The organism is Actinoplanes sp. NPDC051411 (assembly GCF_040682075.1).
Taxonomy (GTDB): Bacteria; Actinomycetota; Actinomycetes; order Mycobacteriales; family Micromonosporaceae; genus Actinoplanes.
In genome coordinates this window covers 12,757-30,159 of record NZ_JBFBAD010000120.1, presented here as the reverse complement: position 1 = coordinate 30,159, position 17,403 = coordinate 12,757, and the positions used below count along the sequence as shown (strand labels likewise).

Genomic DNA, 17,403 nt, shown 5'->3' with positions numbered 1-17,403 from the left:
AACTCGACAGGGTGAGGAGCAGGCATGACACGACATCCTTCCTGGAAGCCGTCATCCACCTCACCTCAGGTGTCCGGAAAACTGGGGGAAGCTCATTCACACCGTAGGCGATGATCCTCACGAGCCCATCAGCAATCGCGCAGGTCTGGTCCCCCGTCAGGCGATCTGGCGAAGATCTTTGTCGTTGTCAGAGATGATCCGCATCCGGCCGCCCCCGGACGGTGGCCCCAGGCGGCCTACCGTCCGGGGGCGGCCGGCGCGACCTCCTGCAATGGCATGTCGGACCTGCAGGCAAGCCACGAGTGCCACCCAAGGATCAAGCTTGTGGACCGAATCGTAATAGCGAAGCAGCATTGCGCGGCGGCGCTGGGGACCACCCAGACACATCAAGATCCCTCAGGACTCCGCCCTGAACCCCGGGTCATGCTGCGAAGATCGCTCGCACGGGTGATCTCTTGCCAAGCACTCCTAGATGCAAATCGATGCTCATCACTGGTGACATAGTGACACTAGTCAGCTACATTAAGTTATGGCGAGTAAGATCTACTTCTCAGACTACTTCCAAGTCTCCGAAGACGTGTTGGACGCGTACGGAGCCCTGAATATCTGCTTAGTCTCTGATCTACCTGCATTTGTAGATCCATTCCTGATATTTCAAAGCGAAAAGGCGGAATACCAGGAACTGCATGACTCAATGATTAGGTATCTTGCCTTCTTGCGAGATCATACAGAAATTGCTCGCCGTAATAAAGGCCTTCGCAAGGAGTGGTTCATATTCCGCGAGGTCAAGCAGAATTGGCTTGGATTTACCTTCATGGGTAATGGCGGAAATGGCCCCGGCGAGAAATTTGCGAACAGCTTGATGGACAATCTCTCGATCTTCGTCAGCAGCGAGAAGGATGCAATACATCTTGAACAGATCCGACTTGTTGACGACGGCGTCGGACGTGACGGCGTAAGCGACTTTGCCACCAACATAATCAAAAAATATCTTCTCGAATACACTCAGGAATTTGGCAGAAGGCATATCTCTCAGGACAAGCTAAAAATATTTCGGGTAGATCGTGTTGAATTCGATTACGAGACTCGCGTTTGGCGCCCCGGTTTATATGAGCTGCCGTACTTTGAGCCGCGTGACGATTATGCACTCTTGACCCCTACCGACATTTTATTGCTCGACGAAACCTTCATCAACCGCAAGGACTTGACTCGAAAGTTCGACGTCATTGTGCGTGCATGTGAAGACGAGACACTGCGGGGGAAGATTAACGAGTATTTCAAGCAGAAATTAATGGAAGCGAGAGGTGAATACCCTCGGTACGAAGCTATCTCTGCCACGCTCCTTCGATTCCCAGTCCTACACGACCTTTATCTCCAGATGAAGGAGCGAGAGGCAGAGGAAGCGCTGACTCGCAATGCCGACGATGTCGATTTCCTCCGGACACTATTCGTTTCCCAAGTCCGCAAGGCGATCGACCAGCTTGAACGAGACACCGACTTCTACGCACACTCCCCGGATAGCTACGTGGAGGCGCGGAAACGCGTACTAGCATTCAAGAGATACATCGAGGATCAGGACGGGTATAAACTTCTCAACCGCAAAGGCAAGACCTTCAGCAGGGAAGAAGACGTCCAATTATTCTTCGGGTTGGTGTGGTACGGGACGACTTTTGACGTCAACCGAGAACCAAACAACGGCCGCGGTCCGGTCGACTTCAAGGTGTCATTCGGACGAACCAGTAAGGCTCTGGTTGAATTAAAACTTGCCAGCAACTCTCACCTGCGACAAAACCTGCTAAATCAAGTTTCTATATATGAGAAGGCAAACGAAACCCAAAAATCGATCAAAGTAATTCTGTTCTACACCGAAGAGCAGCAAGCCAAGGTCCACACCATCCTCGCAGAGTTGAAGATGCGCGACGATCCTAGCGTTATTCTTATCGACGCCAGAAGAGACAATAAGCCATCTGCCTCGAAAGCGTAGCTCGCTTCGGGAAGAATCATGCGTTGCCCATGCCGGCCGCGAGCGCTCGGAGTCTTGCATTATCCGTGGGCCCGGCGCACGCCGCATGAGCTAGATCAAGCATGCCTGCTGAGCGGTCCATGCTGGCATAAACGCGCATGCCCGATGTGCTGCCTCGACAGCGTGCCAATTTCCGTTACCGCTGGTCAGCGCCGCCGTACACCCGGAGTCGTAGACGGCAGTAAGGCACTCTATCGATCGCTCCTGCTGTGTGCAATCAGTATGACGGCTCAGTCATCGATATCAGCGACGGTCACCGCACCGTCGAGGGCAGCCTTGACCTCGGCATCGAGTTTTAGATTTCCCTTCGCGCCGAGGTCATTCATATACGCCTCTGCCGCCGATCTCAAGGACGGGTTCCCTGCCTTCATCGCGTTGGCGATTACTATTGGCAGCGCATTCCGCGCGAGGTCGAAAGACATCATACCATTCGCGTCACGACCGGCTAGGAGAAGCTTAAGCACCGCAAACGAATTCGCCGGGTCAACTGTAGAGGCTCGGGCGAGATCCTTGCCGATCATATATCGCTGCGTCGCAATTGCTGGTTCTAGCTCCAGTGCCAATTTCAACCTTGGCAACCACCATTGGACAGGAAACTTGTCGCCCTTGGCGATCCAGTAGAAGCCCATCAGCTCTTCATGGTCCTCCGGATGATCTTCTACGTGCTGGAAGCGCTTGTCCCACAGTTCTCCGAACCGATCGCGGATCTCATCGTCTACGCGGTTAGCGTGAAGGAATGACCAAGCGATAGTGCCAAGTGCGTCGCCACGCATCTTGGCGTGGGCCGCCGTGAAGAACGCGTGAACAACTGGATCATCTGCCGTCTTGTGGCCGCGTATCAGTGCGTCAACAACCCATTCTCCAACTCGCTGGATAGGGTCGGACTCGCTACGCCATCCGCGGACAATACCGTCACCTACTTCAATTGCCGCAATCATTGGACCGCTTAGCAGATCGTACAAATCGCGGTAATAGTAATGGGTGGCAAGAGTCGTGGTTAAGGAAATCTGCTGCTGAATGGAGAGGCCCTGTTCGGAGCCGAAGAACTCCTCGAGGTGGCTCTTCAGCCACTCCGGTGAGTCAACAAAGAGGCGGCCCGCATTCTCTCCGAGCACTGCGCGGCCGGCACCGTGCCTGTCATTTCGCGCGAGCTCGCGTTCAATTGCCGCCATCGCCGCTGGCTTCCAAGGCGCCGCCTTGGCCCGGGTGGCCAGGTAGATCAACGCCCGCAATCGGTTGGGCCACTGCCAGTTGAGCGACATGGTTAGCGGGTCCCAGCTGTTACCGACCACCTCATACTCGTCGTACTCCACCCAGGATTCGTCATCTTCGGCGTCATCGATCAGCAATTTCGCAAACTGCGCTACTGAGTAGTCCGGAATTGTCACGCTGTCGCGCTTCTTGACGAGTTCCTCCAAAAGACCAACCGCGGCGCTCTTCGCCCCGCGGAAGTTCTTGTCGTCCTCCATCCTTCTGCCCTCGACGGGGAAGGGCGACTCGTTGCCGTGCGATAGAACGTCGCGAATCAACCCGGCGACCTGTGGCCAATCGAGTTCCATGTCGGCTTTGAGGGCTGCCTCCCATCCCTCAAAGATGGCGCGCAGGTAGGTCGGCCGGAGTTGCTCGATGAGATTTGTGGCTCCGGCTATGGCGTGCGGGTTCGTGGTCAAGAGTCCCGCAAGTTCTCGCCCCTGACCTTCATGAGAGGGCTCAGGTCCCCACCCGTCTCCCGTGTCTCGCCAGCTCGCAAGGCGAGCGACAAGCTCGATGGGGCTCATTGCCGCCATCTCATCTTGAGTGCTGTACGGGTTTGGCCCCGTCCAGCCGGTGATTATGCCCGAGGGAATGAGCGCTCCTTCGACCGTACCGTTGCGCGCATCGAACTCAGCCAGCTCGGTCCGGAGTTGGGGTGGCAAAGAATCAGCACCGATCGCAGAAAGCCAGAGATGCTTGTACCGGCCAGCGCGCTCTTGGATCTGAACCTCAGCCTCTTCATCGGGGGTGTCCGGATCGACGAGGCGTTCGCGCATCCATTTCAAGTCCTTCGCGTGTGCGTAGGCGATGAACTTATTTATGACATTAAGAGCGCTCGGATCGACCGACGCAACTGCTTGCGCAAGCTCAGCATATTCGACGCGCAGATGATCGTCATCAGACGCCTCGTCGCCGAGAAGCCGTTCGGCCACACCAAGCAAATAACGGGCGTCGGCGCCTGCATTGACACGTTGACGAATCGCCTCGGCGACAGCGAACATCGCTATCTTGCGGAGCAGTTGAACGCCCGAGCCGAGGAGCACTTTCAGTGCTGCATCCGGGGATTCCAGTACAGCCGGTATCGCCAGATCTCTCAGTGCGTCGACTAAGGCGTCCTCAGGACTTGGGTAGGACCTATTGCGTGTCCGAATTAGCGGGCGGACCATACCGCTGATGTCGTGCTCGCCATCCGCGTGCCCGGAGAACTTCGCAAAACTGACGAGCCAGCCGGCAACCGCTTTGAGTGCGTCGGCGCCAAGCGCTGGTACCAGACGTGGCAAATCCTCCTGGTACCAGTAGTCCTCCAAGGCAAGAACTGGCTTCCGTCTGAATGGATCGTCAGAGACAGAGAGTTTCGGTGCGAAAAGGTGATTCGCTAACCAGCGACCCGTCTTGGTCTGACCGCCTTCAAGAAGTGTGATCGCAAACGACACAAGCTCCCTCGGGTCCGTTCGCCACCCGAAACCAGCAGACGTCGCTACCCACGCTTGAAGGAGCGGCTTAAGGCGGGCTCCTTCCGTAGCGGGAATCCTAGACCCGATTTCAAAAACCGCGCGCCGCACCCACGCATTGTTGCTGTTGCCAAGCGAGAGCAAGACATCGACCACGTCGCTCGGCGCCTCTGGCGCAATCCGAGTCAGATATGACATCTCGGGCCAGTAGACGTCGCGTATGTATCCATCGTCGGTGTTCTCTGGCTCGGGCGGGTGTGCGAAGGCGCCCGCCTCGAACAATGGCCGTATCCACCGAGGATTCTTAAGACCTTCGTAGAAGACCCTGCGCAGTTGGAACGTCGGTATTTTCAGGAGGGCCGCTTGAACGTCGGCATTGCTCGGCGCCTTGTAACTACTCATTGCCGACCTCCTCCAAGGAGTTGATCTCGGCCAGCAGATCATCTATCGATTGGCGACGTGCAAAGAAGGCAGTGGTGACTGCATCGAAGAGCTCATCGAAAACGGTCACGTGCGCGCGCATAAGTTCGTCACTCGGCAATGTCGGTAATTCGGGTTGCTCATCCCGTAGGTGAGCCCATCCCACGAAGAAGTCGCGAGATTCGATCCAGCGCTTGACCGCGAGATGCTCACCGTTTCCGTCATCCGTGAGCAGAGATGCGACGTCGTCTCGGCTGCGCCGCTTCTCTTGCACCGCCGTCTTGATCAGCTTGTCAAATATCTTCGCAACGGCGCGCGGAACGGGGACGGACTCGCCGTCGGCATCAAGAGCCAAGCCCGGAAACCTTGCCAGCATGTCCGGTAGCTCCTGGACCTGCGTTTTGCTCGGCGGCTTGATTCTGGAGCTCGCCGCAGTTCCCATAGTGCGCAGGACAGGATTCATCACTTCACGCATCGAATGACAAATGAGGGAGATTCGCATTAGCTCGTCGCCGGCCTCGGCCGGCGTCGAGAGCAGGCGCAAAGCAGCCCTATACATGCTGGCGATGTCAGAACGCCTCGCCGCTAGTGCGGCGTAGATTCGTTGCTGCCGCTCATTCATGAATGCGACGTCGGAAGCCATTAACACGTCACTCCTATGCGGCCCGCGGTGCGAACGAGAGGGTTCACTTAGGGCTCACGAACGTGCCTCGCTGCGCGACGGTATAGACCAACCCGCGTTCACGTAACAGGTTGACCGCGCGTCGGGCGGTTGTTCTGGCTACGCCCCACTCGGCGTGCATGTCGTTCTCGGTGGGGATGCGGTCGTGGGGCTGGAGCCGGCCGGTCTTGATGTCGTCTTCGATGTAGTCGGCGATCTGGACGTAGACCGGTACTGGTCCGTCGGTGCGTACCGGTCGTGGGCTCACGAGCGCCAACTTACGAAGCGTGGCACGTATCCCTATCGGCAGCTACGAGGCGATACATAGGTAGACAAGCAGAGACAAGATGAGTAGCTTGGTTGGCGCGACACCTCGCTGGCGGAGGCCGCTGAACGCCGGCGAAGCCCAGAGGTGACCTGCGGTTGCCGATGGCAGCGTGGCCCCGTGCTCGGAGGTCGAGCACGGGGCTCGTGGGCTTCGGATAGGCACGGCCCCACTGTGACGCCTCTGCGGTGCGGTCAAGATCGCCGCGGCCCGTCCTTTGAAGTGTTCGTCATCTGAGAAAGCTCGATAACCCGGTTGATCGTCGGGGCTGTTGGGTTTCTTCTGGTGGGCGTATCCCGTGTGGCCGGTTGCCCGTCCGCTGGGACCCGTGCCTAAGCAGCCTTAAGTGAGCAAGCCGGTTCATGGGTCTGAGGACTGAGGGTGACTGGTTGGCATCGGGCGGCTCCGGTCATTGGGCGGATCCTGAATCAGGTACCCACGCCGGTGAGTTGAGCCCCGGTGTTCGGCACGCGTCGGATGCGTGCGCTGCGGCCCGATCTGGGCTTGTGGTGGCGCGTGTCTGCGCGGGTCGGCGCCTTGCTCCTCGCGGCCAGATCGAACTGCTCCGGCTCCGCCTCCTACAGCGGGCTCCGGTAGCGGCGGTGTCGGCCGTTCGCTGTCCACCGCGGCCTACGGAGTTTGTTGATGATCTCGGATCGTGTCTGTCCTCGGCGCCCGGTTGAGCGCCGAAGCTCGAATGGTTCCGCCATCCCGCTGGCTATCCCGTCGGACGTGCGGCTGGGTGGCCTGCTTGAACGGGACACCCAAGAGGACGTTCTGTTGGGTCTGGTCGTGCAGCTCAGGCCAGCTGTCAGAGCGCACGGCGACGCTGCGACTGATCCCTTCCTGGGGATCCCCCGACGGGGAAACAGCCGCAAGGACGGCCATCATGGGTGAGCCTCTTCTCCGGGTCCAGGCCGGGCTGACCACCCGGGATCTGGTGCTGTTGGGCTGGCTGGCCGACCACGGCGTGCTGACAACCGAGCAAATCGCTACCGGGCTGTTCCCGTCAGCCAACTTTGCCCAACGCCGCCTGCGCGCCCTGATGAGCAAGCAGTTGGTCGACCGCTTCCGACCGCAACGGCCCGACGGCGGTTCCTACCCCTACCGCTGGGTCCTCGCCCAACTCGGCTCCGACGTGATGGCCAGTCAGCGCGGGGAGCTGATGCCACGACGGGATCAGGCGCGGCTACGGCGCTGGCACCTGACCAGCCGGGCCAACCTGCCGCACCTGTTGGGTATCAACGACTTCTTCACCCAACTGGCCGGATACGCGCGGACCCACCCAGGCGCCGCGTTGCGCCGATGGTGGTCAGCCTCCCGCTGCCAGCAAACCGGCGCGTTCACCGGACATCTTGGCTCCGGTGACCGATTTGATGGGGCCGCCCTGGCTTACCGGCCGAGGGTCCGCCCGGACGGGCACGGCATCTTCACCGACCGGGGTGCCTCGACCGCTTTCTTTCTGGAGTACGACACCGGCACCGAGCCACTCGACCGCCTGGTCGACAAGGTCACCGGCTATCACGACCTCGCGCGAGTCACGGGCCGGCTGTGGCCGGTGCTGTTCTGGCTGCCGAGCGCGGCTCGCGAACGCCACCTGCATGACGCGCTCAGCGATGCCCGGGCCGGCTATCCGACGGCCACCGCGGTTCATGGCCAAGGAGTTCGATCTCCAAGCACCGTCACGGAGGTCCCCGCTCATCCAGCGGATCCGGTGTGGTGGCTGCATCAGCATCCAGGCAGCACTCTGCCCCTGGGGGAGCTGAGCGCCGCCATCACCGATCTCGCGCGGGACGTCGCATGACACGCCGGGCGTCATGCCGCCACGCAGACGCGTCAGGTGGGTGCCGGTCACCGCCCCGGCGGCCCTCCTCGGACGGCACAACCGCAGAACAACGATTTAGCGAAAGGAGGTGGGGGCCAAATGTGGAACAGCTATTTGGTAGCCAAAGAATGATGCATCTTGTGGAGGCCTATGGGCCGCGACCCCCATGGCAACCCCGATTCCGGGTATGATGAAAACAGCAATCGCATCCGCCGAAAGCACGGACGATCAGCAATCACCGACATCACCATCGGGCGCATTTAAACGGTCACCATGACCGACACCGAGTACGCCGACGCCGTAGAAACACTCGCCGTACTCATCGCCCGTTACGAACGGCACCACCAAGACCAATCCAACACAGCCGCATAACTCCATACGGACGACTGAGCGTCGGTGGCGGCCACCAACCCGCGCCGCCACCGACCTCTCCCCCACACGAAGGACGCGCCCACATGGCAGCGACCACCCCGAGAACAAGACGCCGCCGACCCCGCACCGGACTCGGCGACACGCCAACCGGCAGCCGTCGCATCGCCGTCTACGTCAGGCGATCCACCGACGACGAACACCAGCCCTTCTCTATCGACGCCCAGATCACTGCCCTGACGTCCTACATCAACTCTCAGCCTGGTTGGGTCGCACTGCCTGAGCCCTTCTCCGACGACGCATCCGGAGCGAGCACCCAACGGCCCGGTCTGCAACGTGCTCTACGCGCGGCGAGAGCGGGACGCTTCGACGTCTTGCTGGTCTACCGCGTCGACCGTTTCTCCCGCCGGCTCTCGGACCTCTTGGACCTGCTCGCCGGACTGGACGACGCCGGAGTCGCCTTCGTCTCCGCCACCGAGCCATTCGACACCTCCACCTCCATCGGCCGGATGCTCGTCCAACTGCTCGGGGTATTCGCCGAATTCGAGAGGGAAACCATCATCGACCGAGTCGTCAACGGAATGAACGCCAAAGCAGCAAAAGGTAAATGGCCCGGCGGCCACCGTCCCTTCGGCTACCTGGTCGAGCCGCAGACGCAGAAACTCGTCCCGCACGAAAGCGAAGCGCCGATTCTGCGCGAAATCGTGAACATGTACGTCAACCAGCGACTTGGCACCCGCGCCATCGCCGACGCACTTAACCGACGCGGTGTCAGCAACCGCCAAGGCAAGAAGTGGTCCGGCATGACAATCGGCCGCATCCTCGCCAACCCCGTCTACACCGGCGACATCCTCTACGGCGACGTCCACGTCGCCGACGCCCACCCAGCCCTCGCCGACCGCGACACGTGGCGACGCGTCCGCGACATAGCTGACGCCCGCGCCGACGCCCACAACCAGCGAGCCATGAGCGACTCCGACTACCACCTGACGGGCTTGATCACCTGCCCCTACTGCGGAAGTAAGTACATCGGCACGTCGGCCAAGGGCCGCAACCGCACCTACCGCTACTACACCTGCTACTCCCGCGTTCGGTACGGCGCTCACGGCTGCGACGCGCCGCGTCTGGACGCGACAGCCATGGACGCCGCCACGCTGCAAGCGCTCTACGACTTTTACGGCAACGCCGATCAGCTCATCGCCGACGCAATCACCCGCGCCCAACACCACCACCGCGAAACTAACGCCGACCGACGCGGCGAACTCGACGCCCTCGAAACCGCCATCACCGCGAAGACGGCAGCACGCGACCGCTACCGGACGGCGTTCGAGAACGGCGCCATGGATGAAGCGGATGCCGGTCCCCGGTTAAGGGAGCTGCGCGCAGAAATTGACGCGCTCACGGTCAGGCGGGACGAGATCGCCGACGCCATCGAAGACGAGCCGGCCGCGCCATCACCAGCCACCCTCGACCGCATCCGCGAGCACCTGGCCAACGTCATCGCCGACGGCACGTCAGCCGAGCGCAAGGCCACGATCGAACAGCTCATCGCCGAAATCCGGATCACCGACGATGAAAAAGTCATCCCCGTCTTCCGCGTGCCAGGGCCAGACGAAGCGGTTCGCGCAATGCCTGTTTTGGTGGGCCGAGCGAGACTCGAACCGTCGAGACACCAATCGATGTCCGCCGACGCCGCAACGACCACCCACAAGCTGTAAAACTAACCGCCGTGATTTCCCCGCAAAGCCCCCAATGCGGGCCTCGGGGCGCAGTTGGCATTCTCCCTCAGCCCACCACCGACCCAGACCGGCACCGGGACGTGGTCTTGCAACCGGCGCGGCGCGGCCCGCCAGCCCGACCGGCGGCAACGCCACCATCGCCGCCCGGTCCGCCTCGATGCGTTCGACCGGACGGGCCTGCAAAGTGCGATGCACCCGGTTGTTCGCGCGGACCAGCCACTGCTCGAGCTGAACGTTGAAATCCTGCGGAGACGCGAACCGGCGGCCAGGCATGAACGACGTCTCCAAGTAGCCGTTCGCCCGCTCGACCAGGCCTTTCGCCTCCGGGTCAGCGGGCCGGCACTGAAGCACCCGAATACCCAAAGTGCTGCGGAACGCGTTCATCGTCACGGTCAGCTACGGCCGGCCACCTCGCCGCTGCCCGACCGCGGACTCGTTGTCCCAGACCAGCGTCCGAGGCGCCGCCCGCAACCGCGACAGCAGCTGCCAATGCCCGTGCAGCAGGTCCGGGGCCTGACGCGTCGGAATCATCACCGCCGACAGCCACCGCGAATAACCGCGGACCATCACCAGCACCGGCGGCTGGTCGACCTGCCCGAACCCCAACGGCACGTCCGCCGGCGGGAACCACAGGTCACACTACGCGAGCTCACCCGGCAGATACTCGGTGCGCTGCGCCGGATCCGGCGGCATGAACAACTCCCGCAACCGGTCCTTGAGCACCGTCAACGACCGCTGCCAGCCGATCCGTTCCGCGATCACCGTCGCCGGCATCGACGGCGTCTCGGCCAGCAACACCCGGATCTGCGGCTCGACCGCATCCACGATCGAGCCCTTCGCCGCACGGCGATACGACGGCGGCTCCGCCGCCGCCGCCAACGCCTACGCACCGTGTTCCGCGAGATCTTGAGCCTCCTGGCGATCACCTTGATCGGCACACCCTCTGCCCGGTGAAGCCGGCGGATCTCCGCCCAGTCCTCCACTTCAACACCTCCTGATCTTCAGGAGGGGGTCAATATTCGGCCGTCGTTAGGGGGTCAGTCTTCAGGATCTTCACGCGTCGCCGACACTGGCGGCAGCAATCAAAGTCAAAGGGCCGAACCTACTGACCAAAGCAGACAAGAAATCCGGGACGAGGCGGTGACCAGGCTCGAAATAGACGCTTCACCTCGAACTTGGTCACCCTCGCCCCGGACCCTCGCCTTGCTACCTCAAACGACCCGGAACCCCGAAACCAGATCCGACAGATCGTGAGCCATCCGGCTCAGGTCGGTGCTCGACTGCTGCGCCTTGGCAACGCCCTCACTGGTCAGCCGGGCCGCCTCGGCCACCCCCGTGATGTTGGACGCGATCTCGCCGGTCCCAGCTGCCGCCTCGCCGACGCTGCGGTTCATTTCGTTGGTGGTGGCGGTCTGTTCCTCGACCGCCGACGCGATCGTCGTCTGGAAGTCGCTGATGCGGGAGATGACCTGGGAGATCTCCTCGATCGCGGTGACCGCGCCGGTGGTGCCGGCCTGGATCGACTCGACTCGGCGGGAGATGTCCTCGGTGGCCCGGGCCGTTTCCATGGCCAGGTCCTTCACTTCGGAGGCTACGACCGCGAAGCCCTTTCCGGCTTCGCCGGCCCGGGCCGCCTCGATGGTGGCGTTGAGGGCGAGCAGGTTGGTCTGTTCGGCGATCGCGGTGATTGTTTTGATGACGTCGCCGATTTCGGCCGAGGAGTTGCCGAGGGCGCTCATCGTGTTCGACGTGCTGGTGGTGAGGGTGACCGCGTCGGAGGCGACGCGGGCGGCCTCGGTGGCGTTGAGGGAGATTTCGCGGATGGCCGCGCTCATCTCCTCGCCGCCGGCCGAGACCGTGTCGACGCTGCGGGAGATCTGGTCGGTGGCGGCCGAGACGGCCTGGGCCTGGACGGAGGTTTCCTCGGCCGACGCCGACATCTGGATCGCCGAGTCGGACATTTCCTGGGAGGCCGCGGCCAGCGCGGTCGCGTTGGCGTCGATGCTGGTCACGGTGTGGCGGAGCCGATCGATGGCGGTGTCGAGGGCGCGGCCCATCTTGCCTGGTTCGTCGTCGGTGGTGAGGCCGCTGTCGCGGGTGAGGTCGCCTTCGGCGAGGCCTTCGCAGACGTCCTGTACGCGGCGCAGCGAGGCGACGATGCCGCGGGAGACGCGCCAGGCGGCGAGGAACGACACGAGCAGGCCGGCGACCAGCAGCGTGATGCCGATCGTGCGGCCGCGCTCGTAGTCTTTCCGGGCGGTCGTGGCGGCCTTGTTGGCGGCGGCGTCCTCGGCCTTGATGACCTGGTCGAGTTTGTCGGTCATGGTGTTGATCAGCGGGACGATCTCGGTGTCGCGCACCTTGACGAAGTCGGCGAGGTCGTTCTTGTCGCTGAGCGGCAGGGCCTTGTCGCGCAGGATCGTCTGGTACTGCGACCAGCCCTGCTGGACGTCGGCCATGATCGTGTTGTCGGAGCCGGGGACGCCCCGGTAGAAGTATGCGATCTCGTCGTTGACCGCCGCGAGGTCCTTTTCGATCGCGGCCCGGTAGTTCGCCTTCGAGGCGGCGTCCTCGGACAGCAGATGGTTGGCGACGTCGAGGCGGGTCTGCAGGACCTCGGCGCGGATCCGGCCGACCGACGCGGTGTTGTCCACGTTGGTGGTGTAGATCGCGTCGGCCGAGTCGCTGGATTTGGCGAGGCCGGCCAGGCCGGTGATGCCGATGGTCGCGGCGGCCACACCGCCGATCGCGGCGACGGAGAGAATCTTGGTGCGGACGCTGAGGTCGGCGATGGGGCGGCGGGTCATGGGGAATCTCCACTGTCGGGGCGGCAGGTGCCACCCTGATCGTCAGTAAAGAACCCGATATGAGGGGCGGAACGGCCGATCTTCCCCATTTAGCGGGGCCGCATCCCCGGTTCAGGCGGTGAGCGCGATCGTCAACGCGCCCGCACCCACCATGACACCGGCCCACAACCGATCCATGTTGAACCAGGCCCGGCGCAGCACGTTGACGCCGACGAACTCGTAGACCAGCACGGCGCAGGCCGCCATCACGGTGAACATCGCCAGCGTGTGGACGCCGGCCGCGGCCAGGCCGGTCAGCGCGGCGAGCGGGGAGCCGGTGGCCGCCATCGACGGCATCCCGGGCATGGGGCGGACGCCGACCGCCAGGACGGGCAGCAGCATCAGGCCGGCGCCGTGGGCCGACGACATCAGGAACGACCAGCCGGCCAGCTGACGGGACGACAGCCGCATGCCGGCCCACCGGAAGTGCCGCTGGGAGAGCAGCCGCCACAGCCCGAAACCGACCAGCGCCAGGCCGCCGACGACACCGACCACGTTGGCGGCGACGACCGATTCGGTCGCGGTCACGACCGCCGCGACGATCGCGACGGAGGCGAGGTGGCCCGCCGCGATCGGCGGCAACGACTTCAGGAGTACGCCGCGGGACCGCTCCTGCATGCCGCGTGCGACCGCGAACAGCCAGCCCATCGCCGGGTTGAGCCCGTGGAAGGCGCCCAGCCCGGCGAGGGCCGCCAGCTGACCCCAGGTCACGACGGGAAGCAGTACGAATCAGAACTGGCGTCGCCACCCTGCAGACGGGTCTGATGCACCCGCCGCCCCCGGAACTCGTCGCCGTGCGGGAAGAACCGCGGGTCCAGTGCCATCCCGCCCTCGGCCGCCACGTCGATCTTGGCGAGCCACGCGCCGACGCCGTCCGGATAGAACTGGTCGTCCCAGGAGCCGTACAGGGAGTTGGACACGTAGACGCGCTTGCCGTCCCGCGACACCTCGACCATCTGCGGACCGCCCGCGAGCCTCTCGGAAGGGAAGGACGGGTGGGCGACGCGGCCGACGATGCCGCCGAGCCGGATCGAGCCGGTCTCGACGGGGTGGAACGGGTCGCTCACGTCGTACTGCTTCAGCTCGCCGGTTCCCCAGGCCGACACGTACAGGAATTTGTCGTCGACCGAGAGGTCGATGTCGGTGACCAGCGGGGGAACCGCGCCGAAGGGTTTGAGCGCGGGCGGCAGCAGGTCGGGGTCGGCCGGTTCGGCCGGGATGTCGATGATCTTCTGGACCTGGAACTCGCCGCCCTCCCGGTGCCAGACCCAGACCGAGGCCGAGAGGTCCTCGACGCTGATCACGACGCCGAGGAAGCCGTACTCCTTCGACGGGTCGTGGGCCGGGCGCAGCTCGAGGGCCATCTGATATTGGTCGCCGAGGTCGACCGACTGGACCAGGGTGCGCTTGGCGAGGTCCCAGAAGTGGATGCGGTGGCCGTACTTGCGACCGAGGAGCAGCTCCGGGTTCACCCCGTCCTCGATCATGTCGGGCGTGCCCCACTCCGAGCTGACCAGCACGTCGCGGGTGAGGTGCCACCAGAAGTCGTAGGCCAGGAACTGGTCGCCGCGGTCGGCCTCCCAGCTGCCGCGTACGTCGAAGGTCGTGTGATCGAGCACCGCGATGCCGCCGGGTCCGCCGTCGCCCGAGCCCGCGCCCAGCGCGGAAACGTAGATGCCGTCGGGCCCGCAGTGGATCGTGTGCGGCCGCGAATAGCCCGCCTTGTCGGCCAGCGCCGAGGCTGGGATCTCCTTGACCAGGGTCGGGGAGCGCGGGTCGGCCTTGGTGTCGAGCACGTAGATCCGCGACGAGCGGAGCCCGGGCACGATCAGGTAGCGGCGTTCGACGTGCGGGTGCGGCGCGGTCGGGCAGAGGGCACTGCTGCACGCGTTCCAGCCGAAGTGGTGCAGCTCGTCACCGGTGTGCGGCAGGTCGGTCCAGCCCACCACCCGGCCGTACGTCTCGGAAGCGTGATCGGTATCGATCACCGCGATGGCATCGGGTTTCTCCGCCGCCCGGTCGAAGGCGGCGACATAGGCCAGCTTCTCGGCCGGCGCCCCGGCCGCGTCGCCGGGCGAGGGGTAGAACGTCGGGTCAGGAGTCCACCGGGTCATGGTGGTCATCCTCGTTGTCAAATGTTAAGAAAGCATCAACGCGCGTCCATCGGCAGGCGGACCAGCACGGTCGTGCCCGCACCCTCCTCGACCAGCTCGATGCTGCCGTGATGCCGGCTCACCACGGCCCGGCTCAGCGTCAGCCCGAGACCGCTGCCCGGGATCGACCGGTCGGCCGCCCGGCTCGTGCGGTAGAGCCCGGTGAACAACTTCTCCCGCTCGTCGGTCGAGACCCCGTGGCCGGCATCCGAGACCGCCAGCTCGGCCGCCCGGCCGCTGGCCCGCAGCGACACCCCGATGTGGCCGCCGTCCGGGCTGTACTTCACGGCGTTGCCGAGCAGATTGTCGACCACCTGGCGCAGCCGCTTGCGGTCGCCCGGCAGCACCAGTTCCTCCGGCACCTCGGCGTCGATCACCACCGGCGCGCCGCTGATCGCGGCCCGGGTCTTGTCGACCGAGTCGCGCACCACCGCGGCCAGGTCCATCGGGGTCCGCTGCACGTCGGCGTGACCGGCCTCGAGAGCCGACAACTCCATCAACTCGTTGATGATCGCCCGCAGCTGGTTGGTGTTCCGCTCGATCACCTCGATCAGCCGGGGGCCGTCGGTGACCAGCGTCTGCTCGTCGGCCTCCCGGAGCAACTCGGTGTAGGCGCTGATCGAGGTCAGCGGGGTCCGCAACTCGTGCCCGACCAGGGCCAGATATTCGTTCTTGCTGCGGTCGAGCTGCCGCTCCAGGTCGGCGACCCGGCTTCGCTCGAGGTACTGCCCGATGTGCGCGGCGATGCCCGCCATCAGGGCGAGAAGCTCATCCTCCGGACCCTCGACCCCGGCCGAGAAGGCGGTCAGGACCCCCAAGGTCTCAAAACCTTCCCGTACGGGGATGGCCAGCGCCGCGTGCAGATCGGTGCTCTCCGCGGTCTCCTGCGAGATCAGGCTCTGTGGCCGGCCCACATCGCGGATCCACAGCGGCTTGCCGACCTGCCAGGCGCGGCCGGCCAGCCCCTGCCCGAACGGCAGGTCGGTCGGAATCTCGACCGCGTTGGCCCCCGGCGCGCTCCATCGCGCGACCGGGCGTACGACCCCGGCCGCGTCATCGACCAGCCACAACTCGGCGTGCGCCCACTCCAGCGTGCTGACCACGGCCTCCAGCACCCGCGGACCGGCCGCCTCGATGCTCGGCGCCTCGGCCAGCGCGGTCGCCACGGTCAGCTCGCAGATGCGGAACCGCTCGACCCGCCGGCGCCGGGTCACGTCCTGCACGGCCTGCACGGCGCCGGTGGTGCGCCCGCCCGGCCCAGCGATCGGATGCGCGTCGACCAGATAGTGCCGCGACCGCCCGCGCCCGTGCCAGACGACCTCCTCGTCCCGGATGTGCTCACCTCGCAGCGCCCGGCGCAGGGCCAGGTCATCCTTCTCCGTGGGAGTGCCCGACACGTCGGTGACCCCGTCGAGCTGGTCGCCGGTCATCCCGTTCTGCCGCAGCATCCGGCGCATCCGGTCGTTGACGAAGACGACCTTGCCGTCGGCGTCGCAGGCGGTCACCCCGTCATGCAGGCTGTCGAGCACCGCGTCGAGGAACCGCCGCTGCTGGTCGATCTCGTGCCGGGCCAGCTGCTCGTTGATCAGCAGCGTGCTGACCTGAGCCGCCTCGGCGACGGCGGCGACCTGGGCGCTCGACCACTCGCGGGGGAGCGGGTCGAAGGCGCAGCAGATGCCGAGGACGGCCCCGTTCTGGTCGCGGACCGGATGCCCCAGGTAGGCACCGTGCGACGCCTCCTGCCGCACCGGCCAGCCGTCGGGCACCCGCTCGTCACAGGCGATGTCGTTGATGACCAGCGGCGCGTCGGTCCGCAGGACGATACCGGCGAGCGCGTCGTCGACCGGCACGTCGGCCACGGTGTCCCAGGGGATCGACAGGCCCCAGCCGCCGTACAGCCGCAGCCGCTGCCCCTGAGCGAAGTGAATCAACCCGACCGGGGCGTCGGCCGCCCGGGCGACGAGGGCGGCCAGCTGGTCGGCGGCGCCGCTGGTGAGTACGCCGCGGTGGAGCTCGCTGCCGTCCGGAAGGCCGGGAGCCCAGCGGGGGATCCCGGCCGGCGGGCGGCCGTCGCGCGGGTCGGCCGTGGGCGGCTTGGTGTTCTCCGGGCCGGGGTTGTCGGGCGTTTTGCCCGAGGAGGTGGAGCCATCGGGGCCGGTGCTGCTTCGCGCCGGCTCGGTCTTTGTGGGCTGCTCGGCCGTTGAGGGCTGTTTTATAGGGTGCTCGGGTTTTGTGGATCGCCCGGGTTTCGCGGGTCGCTCGGATTTCGCGGGTTGGTCGGGTTTCGCGGGGTGCTCGGCTTTCGACTTGGCCGGCTCGGTCTTCGCCACGTCGGGT

10 protein-coding genes and 1 pseudogene are annotated in these 17,403 nt (G+C 64.4%); 3 read left to right on the top strand and 8 right to left on the bottom strand.

Annotated elements, in window-relative coordinates:
- The first annotated feature begins 529 nt into the window (after positions 1–529).
- On the top strand, positions 530–1,984 hold the full coding sequence (locus AB0M88_RS42035) for a hypothetical protein (protein WP_364111825.1): 1,455 nt from the start codon (positions 530–532) through the stop codon (positions 1,982–1,984).
- 269 nt (positions 1,985–2,253) lie between these two features.
- Here AB0M88_RS42035 and AB0M88_RS42030 read toward each other — a convergent pair whose 3' ends face one another.
- From AB0M88_RS42030 to AB0M88_RS42020, 3 genes are read right to left on the bottom strand one after another with little or no spacing between them, the layout of a single operon-like run.
- Entirely contained in the window at positions 2,254–5,130 is a 2,877-nt protein-coding gene (locus AB0M88_RS42030) for a hypothetical protein (RefSeq protein WP_364111823.1), read from the bottom strand.
- Entirely contained in the window at positions 5,123–5,791 is a 669-nt protein-coding gene (locus tag AB0M88_RS42025; protein ID WP_364111821.1) for a hypothetical protein, read from the bottom strand. Before AB0M88_RS42025 ends, AB0M88_RS42030 begins: the two co-directional genes overlap by 8 nt.
- Positions 5,792–5,834: 43 nt before the next feature.
- Complete coding sequence (locus tag AB0M88_RS42020) at positions 5,835–6,077, bottom strand: winged helix-turn-helix domain-containing protein (RefSeq protein ID WP_364111819.1); 243 nt, start codon at positions 6,075–6,077, stop codon at positions 5,835–5,837.
- 808 nt (positions 6,078–6,885) lie between these two features.
- Between AB0M88_RS42020 and AB0M88_RS42015 the strand changes: the two genes are divergently transcribed.
- Together AB0M88_RS42015 and AB0M88_RS42010 are read left to right on the top strand one after the other, a co-directional pair.
- Positions 6,886–7,938, top strand: coding sequence for a replication-relaxation family protein (locus tag AB0M88_RS42015; protein ID WP_364111817.1), 1,053 nt, complete (start codon positions 6,886–6,888; stop codon positions 7,936–7,938).
- Positions 7,939–8,414: 476 nt separating this feature from the next.
- Positions 8,415–10,046 carry a recombinase family protein gene (locus tag AB0M88_RS42010; protein WP_364111815.1) on the top strand — a complete coding sequence of 544 codons (1,632 nt, stop codon included), beginning with the start codon at positions 8,415–8,417 and terminating at the stop codon, positions 10,044–10,046.
- A gap of 138 nt (positions 10,047–10,184) precedes the next feature.
- Here the strand turns inward: AB0M88_RS42010 and istA are convergent.
- The 5 genes and pseudogenes from istA to AB0M88_RS41985 form a co-directional block, all read right to left on the bottom strand.
- A pseudogene (istA, locus tag AB0M88_RS42005) lies at positions 10,185–11,050 on the bottom strand (IS21 family transposase); the annotation flags it as partial.
- 228 nt (positions 11,051–11,278) lie between these two features.
- On the bottom strand, positions 11,279–12,874 hold the full coding sequence (locus AB0M88_RS42000) for a methyl-accepting chemotaxis protein (RefSeq protein ID WP_364111813.1): 1,596 nt from the start codon (positions 12,872–12,874) through the stop codon (positions 11,279–11,281).
- Between the two features lie 111 nt (positions 12,875–12,985).
- Complete coding sequence (locus AB0M88_RS41995; protein ID WP_364111811.1) at positions 12,986–13,624, bottom strand: hypothetical protein; 639 nt, start codon at positions 13,622–13,624, stop codon at positions 12,986–12,988.
- A complete protein-coding gene (locus AB0M88_RS41990; RefSeq protein ID WP_364111809.1) occupies positions 13,621–15,027 on the bottom strand; it encodes a selenium-binding protein SBP56-related protein in 1,407 nt (468 codons plus the stop codon). The genes AB0M88_RS41995 and AB0M88_RS41990 overlap by 4 nt, the downstream gene beginning before the upstream one ends.
- Positions 15,028–15,062: 35 nt before the next feature.
- Positions 15,063–17,396 carry an ATP-binding protein gene (locus AB0M88_RS41985; protein WP_364111807.1) on the bottom strand — a complete coding sequence of 778 codons (2,334 nt, stop codon included), beginning with the start codon at positions 17,394–17,396 and terminating at the stop codon, positions 15,063–15,065.
- Between the last annotated feature and the right edge of the window lie 7 nt (positions 17,397–17,403).

Excerpts from the sequence above, each read along its gene's own strand:
- AB0M88_RS42010 (WP_364111815.1), top strand. The coding sequence starts at position 8,415 with ATGGCAGCGACCACCCCGAGAACAAGACGCCGCCGACCCCGCACCGGA.
- AB0M88_RS42035 (WP_364111825.1), top strand. The coding sequence starts at position 530 with ATGGCGAGTAAGATCTACTTCTCAGACTACTTCCAAGTCTCCGAAGAC.
- AB0M88_RS42000 (WP_364111813.1), bottom strand. The coding sequence starts at position 12,874 with ATGACCCGCCGCCCCATCGCCGACCTCAGCGTCCGCACCAAGATTCTC.
- AB0M88_RS42030 (WP_364111823.1), bottom strand. The coding sequence starts at position 5,130 with ATGAGTAGTTACAAGGCGCCGAGCAATGCCGACGTTCAAGCGGCCCTC.
- AB0M88_RS41990 (WP_364111809.1), bottom strand. The coding sequence starts at position 15,027 with ATGACCCGGTGGACTCCTGACCCGACGTTCTACCCCTCGCCCGGCGAC.
- AB0M88_RS42025 (WP_364111821.1), bottom strand. The coding sequence starts at position 5,791 with ATGGCTTCCGACGTCGCATTCATGAATGAGCGGCAGCAACGAATCTAC.